The 18,182-nt window shown below is 70.4% G+C and carries 14 protein-coding genes and 1 riboswitch; of the genes, 6 read left to right on the forward strand and 8 right to left on the reverse strand.

Annotated elements, in window-relative coordinates:
• Positions 1-52: 52 nt before the first annotated feature.
• Positions 53-280 carry a glutaredoxin family protein gene (locus tag ML342_RS08735; RefSeq protein WP_240126669.1) on the reverse strand — a complete coding sequence of 76 codons (228 nt, stop codon included), beginning with the start codon at positions 278-280 and terminating at the stop codon, positions 53-55.
• 67 nt (positions 281-347) lie between these two features.
• Between ML342_RS08735 and ML342_RS08740 the strand changes: the two genes are divergently transcribed.
• From ML342_RS08740 to ML342_RS08750, 3 genes are all read left to right on the forward strand, one after another.
• Positions 348-1,730 carry an L-serine ammonia-lyase gene (locus ML342_RS08740; protein ID WP_240126670.1) on the forward strand — a complete coding sequence of 461 codons (1,383 nt, stop codon included), beginning with the start codon at positions 348-350 and terminating at the stop codon, positions 1,728-1,730.
• A 150-nt stretch (positions 1,731-1,880) separates the two neighbouring features.
• A complete protein-coding gene (locus ML342_RS08745; protein ID WP_240126671.1) occupies positions 1,881-5,006 on the forward strand; it encodes a diguanylate cyclase in 3,126 nt (1,041 codons plus the stop codon).
• Positions 5,007-5,016: 10 nt separating this feature from the next.
• A complete protein-coding gene (locus tag ML342_RS08750) occupies positions 5,017-7,212 on the forward strand; it encodes a putative bifunctional diguanylate cyclase/phosphodiesterase (protein WP_240126672.1) in 2,196 nt (731 codons plus the stop codon).
• Here ML342_RS08750 and ML342_RS08755 read toward each other — a convergent pair.
• From ML342_RS08755 to metX, 3 genes are read right to left on the reverse strand one after another with little or no spacing between them, the layout of a single operon-like run.
• Entirely contained in the window at positions 7,146-8,372 is a 1,227-nt protein-coding gene (locus ML342_RS08755; RefSeq protein WP_240126673.1) for a homoserine dehydrogenase family protein, read from the reverse strand. The two genes, ML342_RS08750 and ML342_RS08755, sit on opposite strands and share 67 nt — an antisense overlap.
• Complete coding sequence (gene metB, locus ML342_RS08760) at positions 8,369-9,580, reverse strand: cystathionine gamma-synthase (protein WP_240126674.1); 1,212 nt, start codon at positions 9,578-9,580, stop codon at positions 8,369-8,371. Before metB ends, ML342_RS08755 begins: the two co-directional genes overlap by 4 nt.
• 31 nt (positions 9,581-9,611) lie before the next feature.
• Positions 9,612-10,661, reverse strand: coding sequence for a homoserine O-succinyltransferase MetX (gene metX, locus ML342_RS08765; protein ID WP_439655188.1), 1,050 nt, complete (start codon positions 10,659-10,661; stop codon positions 9,612-9,614).
• 92 nt (positions 10,662-10,753) lie between these two features.
• A riboswitch (SAM riboswitch) is annotated at positions 10,754-10,872 on the reverse strand.
• A gap of 104 nt (positions 10,873-10,976) precedes the next feature.
• Here metX and ML342_RS08770 point away from each other — a divergent pair.
• A complete protein-coding gene (locus tag ML342_RS08770; RefSeq protein WP_240126675.1) occupies positions 10,977-11,813 on the forward strand; it encodes a M23 family metallopeptidase in 837 nt (278 codons plus the stop codon).
• 54 nt (positions 11,814-11,867) lie between these two features.
• Here the strand turns inward: ML342_RS08770 and ML342_RS08775 are convergent, their stop codons facing one another.
• Positions 11,868-12,968, reverse strand: a complete 1,101-nt coding sequence (locus ML342_RS08775; protein ID WP_240126676.1) for an HDOD domain-containing protein — start codon at positions 12,966-12,968, stop codon at positions 11,868-11,870.
• Between the two features lie 226 nt (positions 12,969-13,194).
• Between ML342_RS08775 and ML342_RS08780 the strand changes: the two genes are divergently transcribed.
• Positions 13,195-14,796 (forward strand): peptide chain release factor 3, encoded by a 1,602-nt coding sequence (locus ML342_RS08780; RefSeq protein ID WP_240126677.1) that lies wholly within the window; start codon positions 13,195-13,197, stop codon positions 14,794-14,796.
• Positions 14,797-14,872: 76 nt separating this feature from the next.
• Here the strand turns inward: ML342_RS08780 and ML342_RS08785 are convergent, their stop codons facing one another.
• The 3 genes from ML342_RS08785 to mtgA are packed head-to-tail and all read right to left on the reverse strand — an operon-like array spanning position 14,873 to position 17,093.
• Entirely contained in the window at positions 14,873-15,301 is a 429-nt protein-coding gene (locus ML342_RS08785; RefSeq protein ID WP_240126678.1) for a CBS domain-containing protein, read from the reverse strand.
• Complete coding sequence (locus tag ML342_RS08790) at positions 15,240-16,307, reverse strand: glycosyltransferase family 2 protein (protein ID WP_240126679.1); 1,068 nt, start codon at positions 16,305-16,307, stop codon at positions 15,240-15,242. Before ML342_RS08790 ends, ML342_RS08785 begins: the two co-directional genes overlap by 62 nt.
• A 33-nt stretch (positions 16,308-16,340) precedes the next feature.
• Positions 16,341-17,093, reverse strand: coding sequence for a monofunctional biosynthetic peptidoglycan transglycosylase (gene mtgA, locus ML342_RS08795; protein ID WP_240126680.1), 753 nt, complete (start codon positions 17,091-17,093; stop codon positions 16,341-16,343).
• A 109-nt stretch (positions 17,094-17,202) separates the two neighbouring features.
• On the opposite strand from mtgA, the gene hslO reads away from it, so the two are divergent.
• Positions 17,203-18,102, forward strand: coding sequence for an Hsp33 family molecular chaperone HslO (gene hslO, locus ML342_RS08800; protein ID WP_240126681.1), 900 nt, complete (start codon positions 17,203-17,205; stop codon positions 18,100-18,102).
• The last annotated feature ends 80 nt before the right edge of the window (positions 18,103-18,182 follow it).

The raw sequence follows: 18,182 nt of genomic DNA on the forward strand, positions 1-18,182 counted from the left end.
CCCCGAAGCCTGGATGCTGGCAACCCTTGGCCGCACATGCAAGCGCCACGGCTCACCCGGCCAGGAACCGCCGCACGTCCTCCGCCGTGAAGGGCCAGCCCAGCTCACGCCCGCTGCGCGCCTCGTGCAGCACCGGCACGCGCAGGCCATAATGCGCCTCCAGCGCCGGATCGCCGTCGATGAAATGGCTCGCAAAAGCCGGCGCGCGCGCCGCCGCCAGCGCGTCCAGCGCCTGCTCACACAGGTGGCAGTCGTCGCGCTGATAGAGGATCAGTTCCATACGCCGGCGTCGGAAAGCAACGGGTATACGCGCCTAGAATACGCAACCTTTCAGTCCAACCACACGCATGGCCGTCTCCACCTTCGATCTCTACAAAATCGGCATCGGCCCGAGCTCCTCGCACACGGTCGGCCCGATGCGGGCGGCCGCGCGCTTCGTCAGCCACTGGCTGGAGCAGAACGGCGCGCTGGAGCGCACCGCGCGGGTGCGTGCGGAGGTGTTCGGCTCGCTGGCGATGACCGGTCGCGGCCACGGCACCGACAAGGCGATCCTGATGGGACTGGAAGGCCATTGGCCGAACGAGATCGATCCCGACCTGATTCCCGCCGCGCTGGAGCGCATCCGCAGCGAAAAGCGCATTCGCCTGCTGGGGCGCCACGTGATCGGCTTCGACGAGAAGCACGATCTGATCATGAACAAGCGCCAGAAGCTGCCCTTCCACACCAACGGTATGCGCTTCACTGCGTTCGATGGCGAAGGCGCGGCGATCGCAACCCGGGATTACTACTCGGTCGGCGGCGGCTTCGTGGTGAACCAGGACGAGGCCGCCGAAGACCGCATCGTGGCCGATACCACCGAGCTGCCGTATCCCTTCCACAGCGGCGCCGAGCTGCTGGCGCAGTGCCAGCGCAGCGGGCTCGGCATCGCCGCTTTGATGTTCGAGAACGAACAGGCCTGGCGCAGCGCGGAGGAGATCCGCGCCGGCTTGCGCGAGATCTGGCGCGCGATGCAGGACTGCGTCGCGCGCGGCATCCGCCATCCGGGCGAGTTGCCCGGCGGCCTGCACGTGGCGCGCCGCGCGCCGGCCCTGCATGCCGAGCTGTCCGCACGGCCCGAGGCGGCGATGCGCGATCCGCTCACCGTGCTCGACTGGGTCAACCTGTACGCGCTGGCGGTCAACGAGGAGAACGCCGCCGGCGGCCGCGTGGTCACCGCGCCCACCAACGGCGCGGCCGGGATCCTGCCGGCCGTGCTGCATTACTACGACCGTTTCTGCCCGGGCGCCAGCGAGCAGGGTGTGTTCGATTTCCTGCTCACCGCCGCCGCGATCGGCATCCTGTACAAGGAAAACGCCTCGATCAGCGGGGCCGAGGTGGGCTGCCAGGGCGAAGTCGGGGTGGCCTGCTCGATGGCCGCGGCCGGCCTCACCGCCGCGCTCGGCGGCAGCCCGGCGCAGGTGGAGAACGCCGCCGAGATCGGCATGGAGCACAACCTGGGCCTGACCTGCGACCCGATCGGCGGGCTGGTGCAGATTCCCTGCATCGAGCGCAATGCGATGGGCGCGGTGAAGGCGATCAACGCCAGCCGCATGGCCCTGCGCGGCGATGGCAGCCACAAGGTGTCGCTGGACAAGGTGATCAAGACCATGCGCGACACCGGCCGCGACATGCAGGACAAGTACAAGGAAACCAGCCGCGGCGGGCTCGCGGTGAACGTCATCGAGTGCTGATGCGTGCGTAGCGTCAAGTCCGCGGCCTGCCGGCCGCTATCGGTTTCAGGGTAAGCTGGCCATCACCCCTTTCGGGGGGGGGGACCTGGGGGAGAGACGACGATCGACCGCGCATCCGCCACCCGCTGCACGGGCTGGACGCAGCAGGCGGTGTGTCTGCTGCGAGGGGTCGCGCTGCTGCTGGGCCTGCTCATCACCGCTCCGGCGCTCGCCCTGGACCAGGACAAACCGTATCGCGACTTCGTGGTCGATACCTGGGACGTGGCCCAGGGCTTGCCGCAGATCAGCGTGATGGCCATCACCCAGGGGCCGGACGGGCAGCTCTGGCTGGCCACCCAGGCGGGGCTGGCGCGCTTCGATGGCGTGCGCTTCCATGCCTACCCGCGCACCCGGCGCCTGGGCCTGGACAACATGATTCAAACCTTGCTGCCGGATCGGCAGGGGCGCGTCTGGCTCGGCACCGCAAACGGGTTACAGGTGCTGCTGCCAGACGGCCGCCTGCATGAGCTGCCGGCGGGGCAGATCTCCGCGCCACGCCGTTTTCCAGTTCGAGCGCTCGCCCTGCAGGGGCAAAGCGTCCTGGTCGGTGGGCCGGATGGCCTGTACGTGGTCACGGGCGAGCGGCTGCGCCGCCTGCTGGCAGTGGGCGCCGAGGTCAGCGCGCTCTCAGTGGAGGCAGACGCGCTCTGGATCGGCAGCCGAGGCCGGGTGATCCGGCTCGACCACGGCGGTCGCCGCCAGGAGTATCCCTTCCCGGACGCACTGGCCACCGCTGCGCCGATAGCGCTGGCGCGCTTTGACGGCGAGTTGCTGGCCGCGACCCGCAGCGGCCTGCTGCGTCTACGCCGCGATGGGATCTGGGAAGCCTTCCCCGAACACCACGGCGAACAGCGTCACGCCGTCGAGACCATGACGGTCACCCACGATGGCACGCTGTGGCTGGCCACCCCGCACTTCCTGGAGCGCCTGGTGCCGGGCAGGGCACCGGAGCGCATCAGCGACCGCCCGGGTAGCCGCAACCTGCGCGCACTCTTCGAGGACCGGGAAGGCAATCTGTGGACCGGCAGTCTGACCGATGGCCTGGCGCGCATCTGGAATGGACGCACCCGCCGCCTGTCGACCGCCGAAGGGCTGCGCGTGCCGCTGCTGTGGACGATCGTGCCCGCGCCGGATGGCAGCGTGCTGGTCGGCAGCAGTGACGGCGTGGCGCGCTGGGATGGCCGCCGCTTCGTCCCGGTGGCCACCGGGGCCGTGCTCCCGCATCCGGATGCCTACAGCCTGCTGGCCGAGCCCGACATGCTCTGGATCGGCACCCGCGCCGGCGCGGCCGTGCTGCGTTCGGGCCATGCCCGGCCCGACATCCCGCCGCTTCTGAACCCGCTGCGCGACGCGCAGGTGCACGCGATCCTGCGCGCCCGCGATGGCGCGCTCTGGTTCGGCACCACCAACGGCGCCTTCCGGCTGGCGGCTGGCCGCCTGCAGCGCTATGGCGAGGCGCAAGGGCTGCGCGATCCACGCGTGCGCATTTTGCTGCAGCTCTCCAGCGGGCGCCTGCTGCTGGGCACGGCCGATGGCCTGTACGAATGGCGCGCGGGACGCATCCTGCCATTCGGCCAGCAAACCGGGTTGCCCGCCGGGGTCGGGGTCACCGCCCTGCTCGAACTGCGCGATGGCCGGCTGGTGCTGGGCGGCGATGACCAGCTCTGGCTGTATGCCGACGGGCGCTGGCATGACCTCGCCCACGGCCGGGGGCTGCCGGGAAACGTCCCCACCCACCTGGCCCAGATCGGCAATGACCTGTGGGTGGCCGGCACCCAAGGGGTGTACCGCCTGCCGCTGGCCGCGCTCGCTCGCCTCGGCTCCGCCCCCGGTGCTGCGCTACGCGCGCGCATCGTGGTCAACTCCGGCTTCGCCCAACCCGGCGGGCAGCAGGACAAGTGCTGCAACGGCGTCGGCAATGGCCGCGGCCTGCTGCGCGACGGCCTGCTGTGGCTGCCCACCCGCGACGGCGTGCTGCAAGTCAGCACGCGGCCTGCGCCGGTAGATCCGCCCTGGCCGCTGCGGATCGAGGAAGTCCGCGCTGGCCAGCAGGCATTCGACGCCGTCATGGGCACGCTGACGCTGCCGCTGGATGTGCGTCAATTCCAAATCCACTTCAGCGCGCCGATGCTCGATCCCGCGCGCCAGCCGGATCTGCGCTATCGCCTGATCGGCCTCGATCGCGGCTGGACGCCGCTGGAATCCCCCACCCAGCGCCGGATCGGCTACACCGGGCTGGCGCCGGGACGCTACACCTTCGAGCTGGCCGATTTCGATCCAGACGCTCCGCTGGGCGGACCGGCGCGGCTGGCTCTCACCGTGCCGGCGCACTTCTACGAATCGGGCGCGTTCCGCATCGCGCTCGGCCTGCTGGGCCTGCTGTTGATCTGGCTGGGCTACCTCTGGCAGCGGCACCGGCATGCCCGCCAGCGCGCCGAGCTCGAGCGTCTGGTAGAGGCACGCACGCGCGAACTCCAGGACGCCAACGCCAAGCTGGAACGCCTCAGCCTCACCGACCCACTGACCGGCCTGCACAACCGCCGCTACCTCACCCAGCAAATGCCGCTGGATTTGTCCTTCTATGCCCGCGAGGAGGCCTTCCGCGATGGCCGCGAAGCGCTGGTGCTGGCGCTGCTGGATGTGGATCACTTCAAGCGCATCAACGACACCTGGGGCCATGCCGCCGGCGACCACGTGCTGGAGCAGCTCGGCCAGCTGCTGAAGTCGCTCAAGCGCAGCGGCGACTACGCCGCGCGCTGGGGCGGCGAGGAGTTCCTGCTGGTGCTGCGCCCGCTGCCGCGTGGCCAGCTGGCCGAGATCGGCCAGCGCCTGTGCCAGCAGATCGCGGGGCATGTGTTCGACCTGGGCAATGGCCAGATGCATCGGCTGACCGTCTCGATCGGCCTGATCGAGTGCCCGCTGTTCCCGCATCACCCGCAGCTGCTGACATGGGAGCAGCTGGTGACCCTGGCCGACCGCGCGCTGTACGCCGCCAAGGCCGCCGGCCGCAATGCCTGGATGGCCTATCGGCCGGCAGCCGGGGCGCAGCTGCCGCCCGACCTCACGATGGCGGCCGGCGACCCCGGATGGCTGATCGAAAGCGGGCTGCTGGAACGCATCGGCGGCAGCTGCTCGGAGCACGCGACAGGCGCTGACACGCTGCCCCCGCAAGCCGATGGGCCTCGGGTGGATGGCGATCCACTGCCTTTCCTACGCCCGCCCATGCCCGCCGATTGAAGGAGTTTCCATGCGCGACATCCCGGCGATGGTCTCCAGAGGTGCGCTGCTCGCCGCGCTGTACTTCGCCGGGGCCGCGCTGGCCGTGGTGTTTGTGCGCACGCCGGGCGATGTGGTGCCGTTCTGGCCGGCCGCTGGCATCGGCTACGCGATGGTGCTGCGCTTCGGCAAGCGCTACGTGCTGGCCATCGCCGCCGGGCAGGCATTGGTGCACCTGCTGCTGGTGCCGACGCCGCCGCTGTTCCTGCCGTTTTCGATCGGTAGCAATGCGCTCGCGACCTGGCTGGCGGCGCTGTATGTCAACGCCCATACGCGCCAGCTGCGGCTGCGCACCAGCGACGGTTTCCTGCTGATGCGCGGCGGCGCCCTGCTCTGTCTGGTCAGCGCCCTCATCGGCAGCAGCGGAATGCTGGTCGCCGGGATGATCCCGACGACGGAGTGGCCGCGCGCCTTCCTGCAATGGGCGCTGGGCAACCTGCTCGGCACCTTGGCCACCACTCCGTGCATGCTGCTGCTGTTCGGGATTCCGCGCCAGGACCCCACGCGCCTGCCGCCGTCCCTGGCCGGTCGGCGCGAGCGCCTGCTGTGGTCGCTGCTGATGGCCCTGCTGCTGGCTGGCGCGATCGCACTCGCGCATCGCACCAGTATGTATCCGCTGGCCACCGCCACCCTGCCGCTGGCCCTGCTGCTGTGGTCGGCGGCGCGCTTCCCGCCCACTTTCACCGCGGTCGCCACCGCCGTGGTGACCATCATCCTGACCCTGATTCTTGGGCTCGGCATCGGGCTGGACCACACGCAGCGCCTGGAGTCGCTGCAGGACACGGCCCTGCTGATAGCCTCGCTGGTGGTGGTCGCCACCATCCCGCTGCTGCTCGCTGCCTCGTATCACGAGCGGTTCTTGGCGATGGCCGCGCTGCACGAGCGCGCCATGATCGACGCGCTGACCCAGTTGCTCAACCGCGAGGCGTTCGAGGAGCGCGCGCGCCAGCGCCTGGCCTCCCACGAGGGTCCGCTCAGTCTGTTCTACATCGACCTGGACAACTTCAAGCTGGTCAACGATGCCGCCAGCCATGCCGCCGGCGACGAGATGCTGCGCCACCTCGCGCGCGTGATGCAGACCGAGTTTGCAGACTGCGACGCCCTGATCGCGCGTAGCGGCGGTGATGAGTTCACCGTGCTGGCCGCGCTGCCGGTCGAACAGGCAATGGCGGTGGCCCGTCGCGTGCTGGATACGATCGAGGCCATGCGGGTCGCCTGGCAGGGTGACAACCTGCGCGCCACGGCCAGCATCGGCCTGGCCGTCAGCCAGCCGCCGCACCCCAGCTTCGACGCGCTGCTGTCGCAGGTGGACGCCGCCTGCCACGAAGCCAAGGATCTCGGCGGCAACCGCGTGCTGGCGATTTCCGACAATGCGGAGAGCCTGCGCGACCGCAGCCGGATGGTGCGCAGCGCGCTGGAAGCACGCGAGGCGCTGGACCAGCGCCGGCTGGAGCTGTGGTGCCAGCCGATCGTGCCGCTCATGCATCCGCCGCAGCCGCAGCACTTGCATTTCGAGGTGCTGCTGCGCTGGCGCGATGGCGAAGGCCTGCTGCGCCCGCCCGCCCATCTGATCGCCGCCGCCGAGCGCTTCCGGATCGGCCCACGCCTGGACCGCTATGTGCTGGACACGACACTGGCCTGGCTGGAGTCGCATCCGGACGCGGCTGCGCGGGTCGCGCAGTGCAGCATCAACCTCGGCGCCGCCACCCTGGTGGACGAGGAGTTTCGCGAGTATCTGGCCGCGCGCCTTCGCCGCAGCTCGCTGCGCGCCGAGCAACTGTGCCTGGAGATCACCGAGACCAGCGTGGTGCGCGACATGACCCGCGCCCGCCGTTTCATGACCCAGATGCGCAGCCTCGGCTGCCGCTTCGCGCTGGACGATTTCGGCATCGGCTTCTGCTCGTTCGGCTATCTGCGCGATTTGCCGGTGGACTACCTGAAGATCGACGGCAGCTTCGTGTATGCACTGCCCAACTCGCCGCTGTCGGAGGCGGTGGTGCGCTCGATCACCGAGATCGCCCACCTGCTGGGCATTCGCGCGGTGGCCGAACACGCCGAGGATGCGGCGCAGATCGAGCGACTGCGCGCGCTGCAGGTGGATTACGCGCAGGGCTTTGCCTTCCAGCGCCCGCTGCCGATCGCGGAGTTCTTCGGGGTGAAATCCTGATCAGTGGAGATGCGCGCAGCCGGATCGGGACCCATGACGTGGCGTGACGCAAGGGCCACCCGCACATCCTGCGGCGTACCGCCAGCAGCGGCCTGGATCGCCAGCGCATCGTCCAGCAGCGCCGCGGCGGTCACTTCCGCGCCGGCGCCCGGCCCCTGCACCACCAGCGGCTGGCGCGGATAGCGGTCGCACCAGATCGCCACCAGGTTGTCGGTGCCGCTGCCGCCGGCCAGCGGATCGTCCGCGTCCAGCGCCTCCAGCCCCACCGTCGCGCGACCGTCGGCGTGCAGGCGGGCGATGAAGCGCAGCCGCTGGCCGCGCTTGTAAGCCTCGGCGTAGCGCGCGCGCAGCGGGGCATCCAGCGCCGGCAAGGCCGCGTCCAGCGCCGTGCGCGAGGCGCCGGCCAGCGCCTCTGGCACCAGCGACTGCACGCGCACGTCCGCCGCCTCCAGCGGCACGCCGGCGACGCGCGCCAGGATCAGCAGCTTGCGCCGCACGTCCTCGCCGGACAGGTCCTCGCGCGGGTCCGGCTCGGTGAAGCCCGCCGCGCGCGCCTGCCGCACGAACCCGGAAAACGGCCGCAGCCCGTCGTAGTGGTGGAACAGCCACGCCAGCGAACCGGACAGCACCCCGGCGATCGCGTGGATGCGGTCGCCGCCCGCCTGCAGCGCGCGCAGCGTGCGCAGCAGCGGCAACCCGGCGCCAACCGTGGCGCTGTCGCCATAGAACGCGCCGCCGGCCGCGGCCGCCAGCTGGATCGCCCGCCAGCGCGCCAGCGACGTGCCCTGCCCCAGCTTGCAGGCGGTCACCACGTGGATGCCCTGCGCCAGCCAGTGCGCATGCCGGTCCGCCACGGCTTCCGAGGCGGTGGCGTCGATCACGATGCGGATGCCGGCACCGCCCAGCACATGCGCCACGTCCTGCAACCGGCTGACCCGCGCAGAGGCCTGCAGCCGCTGCTGCAGGTCGCCGGCGATGCCATCCGGCGCCTCCAGCGCGGTGCGCGAGTTGGCGACATAGACCAGCGACAACCGCCGCGCGAATGCGCCGCCCTGCCAGCCGGCCAGCCGCGCCCACACCGCACGCCCCACGGTGCCGCTGCCCAACAGCGCCACCCGCGCCGGCGCTGATGCCGGGATGACGAAGGCGCAGGCGCTCATCGCGCGACCCGCCGCTCGACCGGACACGCCGTCTGGGCCCGCTCCAGCGCGGCGGCCAGGTCCGCCACCAGATCGTCGGCGTGCTCGATGCCCACCGACAGCCGCAGCAGGCCATCGGAAATCCCGGCCTGCGCGCGCGCCTGCGCGCTCATCGCCGCATGGGTCATGGTGGCCGGATGCGCGACCAGGCTCTCCACCCCGCCCAGCGACTCGGCCAGGGTGAAATGGCGCAGGCCATCGAGGAACGCGCGCACCGCCGCCTCGCCGCCCTCGAGCTCCAGGCTCAGCATCGCGCCGAAGCCATGCTGCTGGCGCGCCGCGAGGGCATGCCCGGGATGCGCCGGCAGCCCCGGGTAATGCAGCGCGCGCAGCGCCGGATGGCCGTCCAGCAGTGCCACCAGCGCCTCGGTGTTCTCCTGGTGCACGCGCATCCGCGCATCCAGCGTGCGCAGCCCGCGCAGAGTGAGGAAGCTGTCGAACGGCGATCCGGTCAGGCCCAGCGCGTTCGCCCACCACCCCAGCTCGGTGTGCAGGCCGGCGTCTTTCGCCACCACCGCGCCGCCGACCACGTCGCTATGGCCGTTGATGTACTTGGTGGTGGAATGCACCACCACATCGGCGCCGAACTCCGCGATCGGCCGCTGCAGCAGCGGCGACAGGAAGGTGTTGTCCACCACCACGCGCGCGCCGGCCGCGTGCGCGGCGGCAATCGTCGCGCGCAGGTCGGTGATCCGCAGTAGCGGATTGGACGGTGTTTCGACCCAGACCAGCGCAGGCTGGCGCGCCAGCGCCTCGGCCAGCGCGCGCGGATCGGTGAGGTCGCAGGTCAACAGGTCGAACGCGCCCTTCGATGCCAGCGCGTTGAACAGCCGCCAGCTGCCGCCGTAGCAGTCGTGCGGCACCACCAGCACGTCGCCCGGCCGCAGCAGCGCGTGCAGCACCAGCGTCACCGCGCCCATGCCGGTGGCGGTGACGACGCCGCCCGCGCCGCCTTCCAGCGCTGCCAGCGCCTCGCCGAGCAGGTCGCGAGTGGGGTTGCCGCTGCGGGTGTAGTCGTAGCGGCGCTTTTCGTTGAAACCGGCGAAGCTGAAGTTGGAGGACAGCACCAGCGGCGGGGTGACCGCGCCGAACGCGGGATCGCGGTCGATCCCGGCGCGCACCGCGCAAGTCGCCGCACGGGCGCGTGCGATGGAGAACGAATCGTGCATGGGAATGGCTCCGCTCAGCGGCATGGTGGGTTCAGGTCCGCGCCGGCAGCGGCGCGGCCAGTTCACTGGCCAGCAGCGCGTCCATGCGCACGCTGTCCTTCAGGAAGGCGTCATGGCCGTAGTCCGAGCGCAGCACGCGCAGGCGGCCGTGGCAGCCCAGGCCCTCCTGCAGCGCCACCGCATCCGCCAGCGGCACCAGGCGGTCGCTCTCCACCGCGATCACCGAGACCGGCACCCGCACCTGCGCCGGGTCCACCCGGTGCAGGTCGATGGACTCGGACAGCCGCAGCCAGGCGGTGGTGGGCATGCGCGCGACGAACTTCGCCCCGGCCGCGTCCAGGTAATCCTCGGCGGCCACCCGCACCCGGCCATTGCACAGCACCGGCGGCACATCGAAGCGCGCGGCGAACTCCTCCGGGGTGCGGTAGCTGAGCATGGCGAACTGGCGCGCCAGCGACAGGCCCTGCGCGTCGGCGCACTGCAGTTGGCCGAGCGCCACCACCTTGCGCTGCAAGGCGCGCCAGGCCGCGGCGTAGGGATGCGGGCGATGCGCGCCGCTGATCGCCAGCAGGCGGCGCAGCCGCTGCGGATGGCGCACCGCCAGCTGCAGGCCGACCTGCGCGCCGTAGGAATAGCCGACGAACGCGTGCAGGGCGTCGATGCCCAGCGCCTCCAGCAGCAGCGCCGCCGCATCGGCCTGGTCGGCGGTGTCGATCGGGGCATCCAGCTCGCCGTCGGCACCGACGTAGTCGAACGCAAGGATGCGCCAGCGCGAAAGGTTCAGCGCGCGCCCCACATCCAGCAGGCCCTGGGCCCACCCCGGGGACGGGTCCAGCGCGTTCGCCGCCACGTGCCGGTGCGCGGAAATGCCGCCGGCGAGCAGCGCTACTGGCGCGTCTTCGGGGCCAGCCAGTTCGTACTGCAGGCGCAGCCGGCGGGTTCCGGCATACCGCATGGCCAGCACCGCATCGATGCTGCCGCGCAGCGCGGGAATCACCGACGCCGCCGCAGGCCTGGGCGGCGCTCCGGCAGCGGCGGGCGCGCGAGACGGATGGATTGCTTCGCAGAGAAAAGAGCTCACGACAGACTCCGGCTGTGGACAGGGCCCATCGGAGTCATGCGGGGAGCGGAAGGAGGCCGACATCGGCACGGCGCGCCGCGCACGCGGCATCGCACCCATCTTCCGGCAGACGCTCAGGTCCCCGCAGGATTTGGCACCTCGCGGCGGCTTGCGCCATCCGCAGGTTGCCCCGGCATCCAAGGGCCTGTCCCTCCGCCGGTCTCGATGGATGCGCGCAGTCTGCGCAGCCGCCGCGAACTTGTCAATCGCTTTATGCAGATAAAGCGATGCATATAACGCATCATCATGTCCGCCGGCTCCGGCATACTCGCGCCGATGCCGTCCCTGCCCCACGCCCTACGCCCTCTCCTGGCGGCCAGCCTGCTGGCGCTGTTGCCCTCCGCGCTGCCGGCGGCCGACCCGGCCGCGCCCGCCGCAGGCTCGCCCCCGGCGCTGGCCAGCCTGCGGGTGGAACCCAATGGCAGTGAATACCTGGTGTGGGCGGACAATCACCTGGCCGGGCCGATCGAAGTGCGCGTGAGCGCGACCGGATCACCCCCGGCCTGGAGCCAGCCGCCGCTGCCGGCACGTGCGAGCGTCGCCGCTGGCGGCAGCACCTTGCTGGCGCACCTGCGCATGCCGCCCGGCAGCGGCCTTCTGACACTGCGGCTGGAGGCCACCCCGGGCAGCTCCAACGCGCGTCCGCGCGACGTGATCTACCGGCTGCCGCTGGCCGACCCGCACGCGCGCATCGACCAGGGCTTCGAGGGCGACTTCAGCCACCAGGATCCGGAAAACCGCTACGCGATCGACTTCGCCACGCCCGAAGGCACCCCGGTGCTGGCCGCACGCGGCGGGGTGGTGATGCAGGTGCAGGACGGCTTCCGCGGCCACGGCCTGGACCCCCACCGCGATGCCAGCCGCGCCAACCTCATCCGGATCCTGCACGACGACGGCAGCATGGGCCTGTATGCGCACCTGGCCAACGGCGGCGCGTGGGTGCGCGTCGGGCAACGGGTGGACGCTGGCCAGCCCATCGGTCTGTCCGGCAATACCGGCTACAGCACCGCGCCGCACCTGCATTTTGCGGTGCAGGTGAATCGCGGCATGCAGCTGCTGTCGATCCCGTTCCGGCTGACAGCGCCTGATGGGATCTTGGACACGTCGCGCTGACGGCACCGGAGCCGCCTGGCCCGCAACCAGGCCGACAGGCGCAGGCAGGAACGGTTACGCCTCGTCCTCGGCCGCCACTGCCGGCTGCACCCATTCGCGCCACTGCGGCAGCCGCTCCAGCATGCCCACCGAGCGCAGATAGGCCTCGTCCGGCTCGCGCCCGGCGACCAGCGCGGTCGCCACGTGGACCGCGCCCGTCACCCAGAAGCCCGGGGTGCGTAGCCGCGCCGGTCGATGCTGGTAGGCCACCGCTTCCACGATCGGCATCGGCAACCCCCACAGACCGAGCAGATACGCGCCTGCCTCGGCATATCCGGGCCCGCTCTCATCGCCCTCGCCCGCGGAGATCCCGGGCAGCAAACGTCCGACTTCGGCCAGCAGGCTGGCGGTGGCCGCGAGCTCGGCGCTGGGGCCGGGCAGCAGGCGGCGCGCGAGATTGGACGCACGCAGGGCGCGATCCTGCATCGCCTCGCGCTCCTGGCTGCTGACCAGACCGGAGCTACCGAACGCCTCGATGGTCAGCACCATTCGCAGCAAGGTCTGATGCCCCAGTCGGGTGACCGCGGCACGCATGTCGGTGATTTCACGACCGCCGGAGAAATACGCCGAATTGCACAGGCGCAGAACCTTGGCCGCGATCGCCGGATCCTGCGACAGGGTCTGGGCGATTTCGGCATTGCTGGCGTCCGGATCGCGCAGCAGGCGGGTCAGCTGCAGATACAGCCGCGGCGGCGGCGGCAGCGTATTGATCCTGCCCAGCACGCGCTTGAGCGCATCGTTGTCGAGCAGCTCGCGCAGATCGACCACGCTCTCCACCGCTGTGACCAGTTCGGCCGGGTCCAGCGGACGTGCCAGCACCCGGTGGGCGCCGTCCAGGCCCTGCGCGACATCCACGTTGACCTCGTGCAGATCCTGCTCGAGCAGCAGGATGCGCACCGCCTGCGGATACAGCGCAGCCACCCGCGCCAGCAGCTCGGGACCGCCGATCGGGCCCGGCTGCAGCCCGCACACGAACACATCGAAGGGGGACATCGCCGGATCCACCGTAGTGCCGACCGGCAGCCAGTCGATGGTCCAGTCCAGGCCGTAATCAGCCAGCAAGGCGTCGAACTCCGCAGCCCGACTCGCGTCTTCCCCGGCAATCACGATGCGCACTTACGTCACCTTCCCGTCTGGTGTGCCCAACTCTCGGCGGGGGCCACGCCAATCGCGCATCCCCACCCGCTGCGGCAAGCCGCACCCGGGCAGATTACACCGCGCCGCCAGCGTCGGCGACACCCCCCCAAACATGCGCCGAATGCGCACGCCGCATCACATCCGATCCCGGCCATGCGGCGCAATCCCGTGCCGGCTGACATCCCGCGGCGGATATAATCCCGTGATGACAGACGTTGCATCCGAAGCCGCGCGCCGGCGCACCTTCGCCATCATCTCCCATCCCGACGCCGGCAAGACCACCCTCACCGAGAAGCTGCTGCTGTTCGGCGGCGCGATCCAGATGGCCGGCAGCGTCAAGGGCCGCAAGGCCGCGCGCCATGCCACCTCCGACTGGATGGCGCTGGAGAAGGAGCGCGGCATTTCCGTGACCAGCTCGGTGATGCAGTTCCCCTACGCGGGGCGCATCGTCAACCTGCTGGACACCCCCGGCCACGCCGACTTCGGCGAAGACACCTACCGCGTGCTCACCGCGGTGGATTCGGCGCTGATGGTGATCGACGTGGCCAAGGGCGTGGAGGAGCGCACCATCAAGCTGATGGAGGTATGCCGCCTGCGCGACACGCCGATCATGACCTTCGTCAACAAGCTCGACCGTGAAGGCAAAGACCCGATCGAGCTGCTGGACGAGATCGAATCGGTGCTGCGTATCCAGTGCGCGCCGGTCACCTGGCCGATCGGAATGGGTAGCCGACTCAAGGGGGTGGTGCATCTGCTCAGCGGGGAGGTGCATCTGTACGAGCCGGGGCGCAACTTCACCCGCCAGGATTCGACCATCTTCCCGTCGCTGGATGCCCCAGGGGTGGAAGCCGCCATCGGCGCAGAGCTGCTGGCCGAACTGCGCGAGCAGCTGGAGCTGGTGCAGGGCGCCAGCCATCCGTTCGATCTGGACGCTTATCTGGCCGGAAAGCAGTCGCCGGTCTTTTTCGGCTCCGGCGTCAACAACTTCGGCGTGCAGCCGCTGCTGGACTTCTTCGTCGAGCACGCACCGGCACCGCGCGCGCGCGCCACCACCACGCGCAGCGTGCAGCCGCAGGAAGAAAAGCTCACCGGCTTCGTGTTCAAGATCCAGGCCAACATGGATCCCATGCACCGCGACCGGGTGGCGTTCCTGCGCATCTGCTCGGGCCGCTTCGTGCCGGGCATGAAAGCCCTGCACGTGCGCAGCGGCAAGGAGGTCAAGCTGGCCAATGCCCTGACTTTCATGGCCTCCGATCGCGAGATCGCGGAAAGCGCCTACCCAGGGGATGTGATCGGCATCCACAACCACGGCACCATCGCGATCGGCGACACCTTCACCGAGGGCGAGCCGCTCAGTTTCACCGGCATTCCGAGCTTCGCGCCAGAGCTGTTCCGACGCGCGCGCCTGCGCGATCCGCTCAAGCTCAAGCAGCTGCAGAAGGGCCTGGCGCAGCTGAGCGAGGAAGGCGCAACCCAGTTCTTCAGACCGCTGATGAGCAACGACCTGATCCTAGGCGCGGTCGGCATGCTGCAGTTCGACGTCGCCGCCTACCGACTGAAGGACGAGTACGGGGTCGAGGCCACGTTCGAGCCGGTGCAGGTCGCCACCGCGCGCTGGATCCGCTGCGACGACGCCCGCGCGCTGGAGGAGTTCCGCGAGAAGAACGCCATGAACCTGGCGCTGGATGCCGCAGGCGCCTTGGTCTATCTCGCACCCTCGCGGGTCAACCTGCAGCTGGCGCAGGAGCGCGCACCCAAGGTGCAGTTCCTGGCCACCCGCGAGCACGCGCAGGCAGTTCCGGCCTGAGCATCGACCGGCAGACGCGGCCGCTCGCGCGGCGGCCCGCTGTCGGCATCACAAGCACCCGTGGCCGCTGGCGCAGTCAGGAGGCGATATAGCGCTGCAGCTGCTCCAGCGTCTGCTGCTGCTCCTCGATCACCGCCTTGACCAGGTCGCCGATCGACAGCACGCCGACCACCTGCCCGCCATCCAGCACCGGCAGGTGACGAATGCGGCGATCGGTCATCAGCTGCATGCAGTGCTCGACCGTGTCAGAAGGCGACACCGTGCGCACCTGCGCGGTCATGATCTCGCGCACCGGGGTGTCCTTCGAGGCGCGGCCGAGCAGCACCACCTTACGCGCGTAATCGCGCTCGGACACGATTCCCACCAGCTCAGGCCCCTCCATCACCAGCAGCGCGCCGACCTCGTGCTCCGCCATCCGGCGCAGCGCCTCGATCACCGGCGCATCAGGTGTGATCGAGAGAATCCCGGCTGGCTTTGCATCCAACAACTGACGAACCGTACGCATGGCGGTCTCCTTTTGTCCGGGAGGATGCTTCGAGGATACTCCGATCATCGCCGGCCGGAAGCCAGGCATCGACCAGATACAGCGGCCGCTGCTTGGCCTCTTCGTACAGCCGGCCCAGGTATTCGCCGATCATTCCGAGCGCCATCAGCTGCACCCCGCCCAGCAGCAGGATCACCGACATCAGCGATGGCCAGCCGGCCACGCGATCGCCCCACAGCAGCGCGCGCAGCACCACCCAGGCGCTGAACCCGAAGGCCAGCAGCGAGGTCAGCAGCCCCACGTACGTCGCCAGCCGCAGCGGCGCGGTGGAAAAGCTGGTGATGCCCTGCAGCGCGAAGTTCCACAGCCGCCAAAAGCCGAACTTGCTGCGGCCGCCCGCGCGCGCCTCGCGCTGGTACGGGATCTCTACCGCATTGAAGCCGATCCAGCCGAACAGCCCCTTCATGAAGCGCTGGCGCTCGCGCAGCTGGCGCAGGGCCGCCAGCGCGCGCGGCGAGAGCAGGCGGAAATCGCCGGTATCACGCGGCACCGGGGTCGCCGACAGGCGCGCGATCAGTCGGTAGAACAGATGCGCGCTGGCGCGCTTGAACCAGCCCTCGCCGGCGCGCGTGATGCGCACCCCGCGCACGTCATCAAAGCCTTCCCGCCACTTTTGCACGAACTGCGGCAGCAGCTCGGGCGGGTCCTGTCCGTCGGCATCGAGGATCAACGCCGCGCCGGTCTCGACGTGATCGAGTCCGGCGGTGAGCGCGGCCTCCTTGCCGAAATTGCGCGACAGCCGCAGCAGCGCCACCCGCGCATCTTCGCCGGCAAAGCGCCGCATCAGCGCCCAGGTCCCATCGCGACTGCCGTCATCCACCAGCAAGAGACGCGCGCGCAGCCCTTCGCGCTCGGCCATCTCCAGCGCCGCGCGCAGGCGCGGCCACAGCGCAGGCAACGCCTCGGCCTCGTCGCAGGCGGCGACCACCAGGGTCAGCTGGCAGTCCTCGGACGGGATCTCGTGCATGCGCGCAGTATGCCAGCGCGTCGACTTGCGCCTTCAGTCGAGCGTGTGCAGCAAGCCAACCCCACCCAGCGCCACCATCTGCCGCTGGATGGCCTGCGCGCGCCGCTGCACATAAGGGCCGGGATGGGCAGCGGCGTAGCGCCTGGGGCTAGGCAGCACCGCCGCCAGCCGCGCCGCCTCGGCCGCCGTCAGCGCCTGCGCATCCTTGCCGAAGAAGCGGCGCGCCGCCGCCTGCGCGCCGTACACGCCATCGCCGAACTCGGCGACATTCACATACAGCTCCAGGATCCGGCGCTTCGGCCACAGGGCTTCGATCAGCACCGTGTACCACGCCTCCAGCCCTTTGCGCAGCCAGCGTGTCGCGCCGCTGCCCTGCCACAGGAACAGGTTCTTGGCGGTCTGCTGGCTGATGGTGCTGGCCCCGCGCAGATGCCTGACCGGCGTGCCGCGCTTCTCGGCGCGCGCGAGCATGCGCGCGTTGTGCGCCTGGGCCTTCTCGATGGCGTCGAAATCGAACCCATGATGGCGCGGGAAGTTCTGATCCTCGGCGGCAATCACCGCCAACGGCAGCTGCGGAGAAATGCGCGCCAGCGGACGGAAGTCATAGCGCACGCGAAACCCGGGGTCGCCCTCCAGCGCGGCCTCCACCCAGCGTGCCAGCATGAACGCCGACAGCGGCGGATCCACGAATCGCAGCGCCACTACCTGAGCGGTGCTCAACGCGATGCCCAGCAGCGGCAGCTTCCACCACCAGCCGCGCAGACGGCGCTTCCAGCGGCCGCTCATGGCAGCCGCCCTTGCGATCGCACCACGCGCGCCCCAAGTCGTTGCATCATTCACGTCTCCCTCTCGGCGCCGCCATTATCCCGTGCGCGCCCGTCACCACGGAACCGTCATGCCCCAATCCCGAGACACCCTGCTGCGCTTTCTGTTGCCTCATGCCGGCGTACGCGGCGTCGCCGTGCATCTGGACGCGACCTGGCAGACGATCGCCGCCCGTCGCCCGTATCCGGAGGTCGCCGCCCATCTGTTGGGCGAGGCCGCTGCCGCTGCCGCCCTGTTCACCGGCCATGCCAAAGTCGCCGGCCGGCTATCGGTGCAGCTGCGCAGCTCCGGCGCGATCGGCACCCTGTTCGCCGAGTGCACCGCCGCCGGCGGCCTGCGCGGGATCGTGCGCCTGCGCGAGGATGCCGGCCCACCGCCGCGAGATCTGCGCACGCTGGGCGAAGACGCGCTGCTGGCGATCACCATCGAAAACCCCGCGCTGGGCGATGCCGAGCCGATGCGCTACCAGGGCCTGGTCAGCCTGCAGGCCAGCCGCCTGGACGCCGCATTCGAAGGCTATTTCCAGCAGTCCGAGCAGCTCCCCACGCGCCTGTTGCTGGCCTGCGACGGTGCCCATGCGGCTGGCCTGATGGTGCAGAAGCTGCCCGGCGCGGAGGGCGATGAGGACGGCTTCCGCCGCGCCAGCGCCCTGTTCGACACCCTCGGCCGCGAGGAACTGCTGACGCTGCCGCCAGCCGAGACGGTGCATCGCCTGTTCCACGAGGAAACTCCGCAGCTGCTGGGCGAAAAGCCGCTGACGTTCGCCTGCTCGTGCTCACGCGAACGGGTGGAGGCGATGCTGGTCTCGCTGGGTCGGCAGGAGGCCACGGCCGCGGTCGCGGCCGGAGGCGGCCAGGCGCGCGTCACCTGCGAGTTCTGCGGCCAGGACTACCGCTTCGATGCCACCCAGATCGCCACCCTGTTCGCGCAGGACGCGGCCGCCCACCCCACCCCGGCGACGCTGCAATGACCTCGCGCCGCTCGCGCTTGCCAGGTCCGAACGCCGGCGTGACGGAGCGCACACAGTCGCTGCCGGCCGCTTGTTAAGGA

Source organism: Thermomonas alba, assembly GCF_022419205.1.
Classification (GTDB): domain Bacteria; phylum Pseudomonadota; class Gammaproteobacteria; order Xanthomonadales; family Xanthomonadaceae; genus Thermomonas; species Thermomonas alba.

What these genes read in the sequence shown, in the direction of transcription:
- ML342_RS08735 (WP_240126669.1), bottom strand. Translation starts at nt 280, where the DNA reads ATGGAACTGATCCTCTATCAGCGCGACGACTGCCACCTGTGTGAGCAG.
- ML342_RS08740 (WP_240126670.1), top strand. Translation starts at nt 348, where the DNA reads ATGGCCGTCTCCACCTTCGATCTCTACAAAATCGGCATCGGCCCGAGC.
- ML342_RS08750 (WP_240126672.1), top strand. Translation starts at nt 5,017, where the DNA reads ATGCGCGACATCCCGGCGATGGTCTCCAGAGGTGCGCTGCTCGCCGCG.
- ML342_RS08755 (WP_240126673.1), bottom strand. Translation starts at nt 8,372, where the DNA reads ATGAGCGCCTGCGCCTTCGTCATCCCGGCATCAGCGCCGGCGCGGGTG.
- metB (WP_240126674.1), bottom strand. Translation starts at nt 9,580, where the DNA reads ATGCACGATTCGTTCTCCATCGCACGCGCCCGTGCGGCGACTTGCGCG.
- ML342_RS08770 (WP_240126675.1), top strand. Translation starts at nt 10,977, where the DNA reads ATGCCGTCCCTGCCCCACGCCCTACGCCCTCTCCTGGCGGCCAGCCTG.
- ML342_RS08780 (WP_240126677.1), top strand. Translation starts at nt 13,195, where the DNA reads ATGACAGACGTTGCATCCGAAGCCGCGCGCCGGCGCACCTTCGCCATC.
- ML342_RS08785 (WP_240126678.1), bottom strand. Translation starts at nt 15,301, where the DNA reads ATGCGTACGGTTCGTCAGTTGTTGGATGCAAAGCCAGCCGGGATTCTC.
- ML342_RS08790 (WP_240126679.1), bottom strand. Translation starts at nt 16,307, where the DNA reads ATGCACGAGATCCCGTCCGAGGACTGCCAGCTGACCCTGGTGGTCGCC.
- mtgA (WP_240126680.1), bottom strand. Translation starts at nt 17,093, where the DNA reads ATGAGCGGCCGCTGGAAGCGCCGTCTGCGCGGCTGGTGGTGGAAGCTG.
- hslO (WP_240126681.1), top strand. Translation starts at nt 17,203, where the DNA reads ATGCCCCAATCCCGAGACACCCTGCTGCGCTTTCTGTTGCCTCATGCC.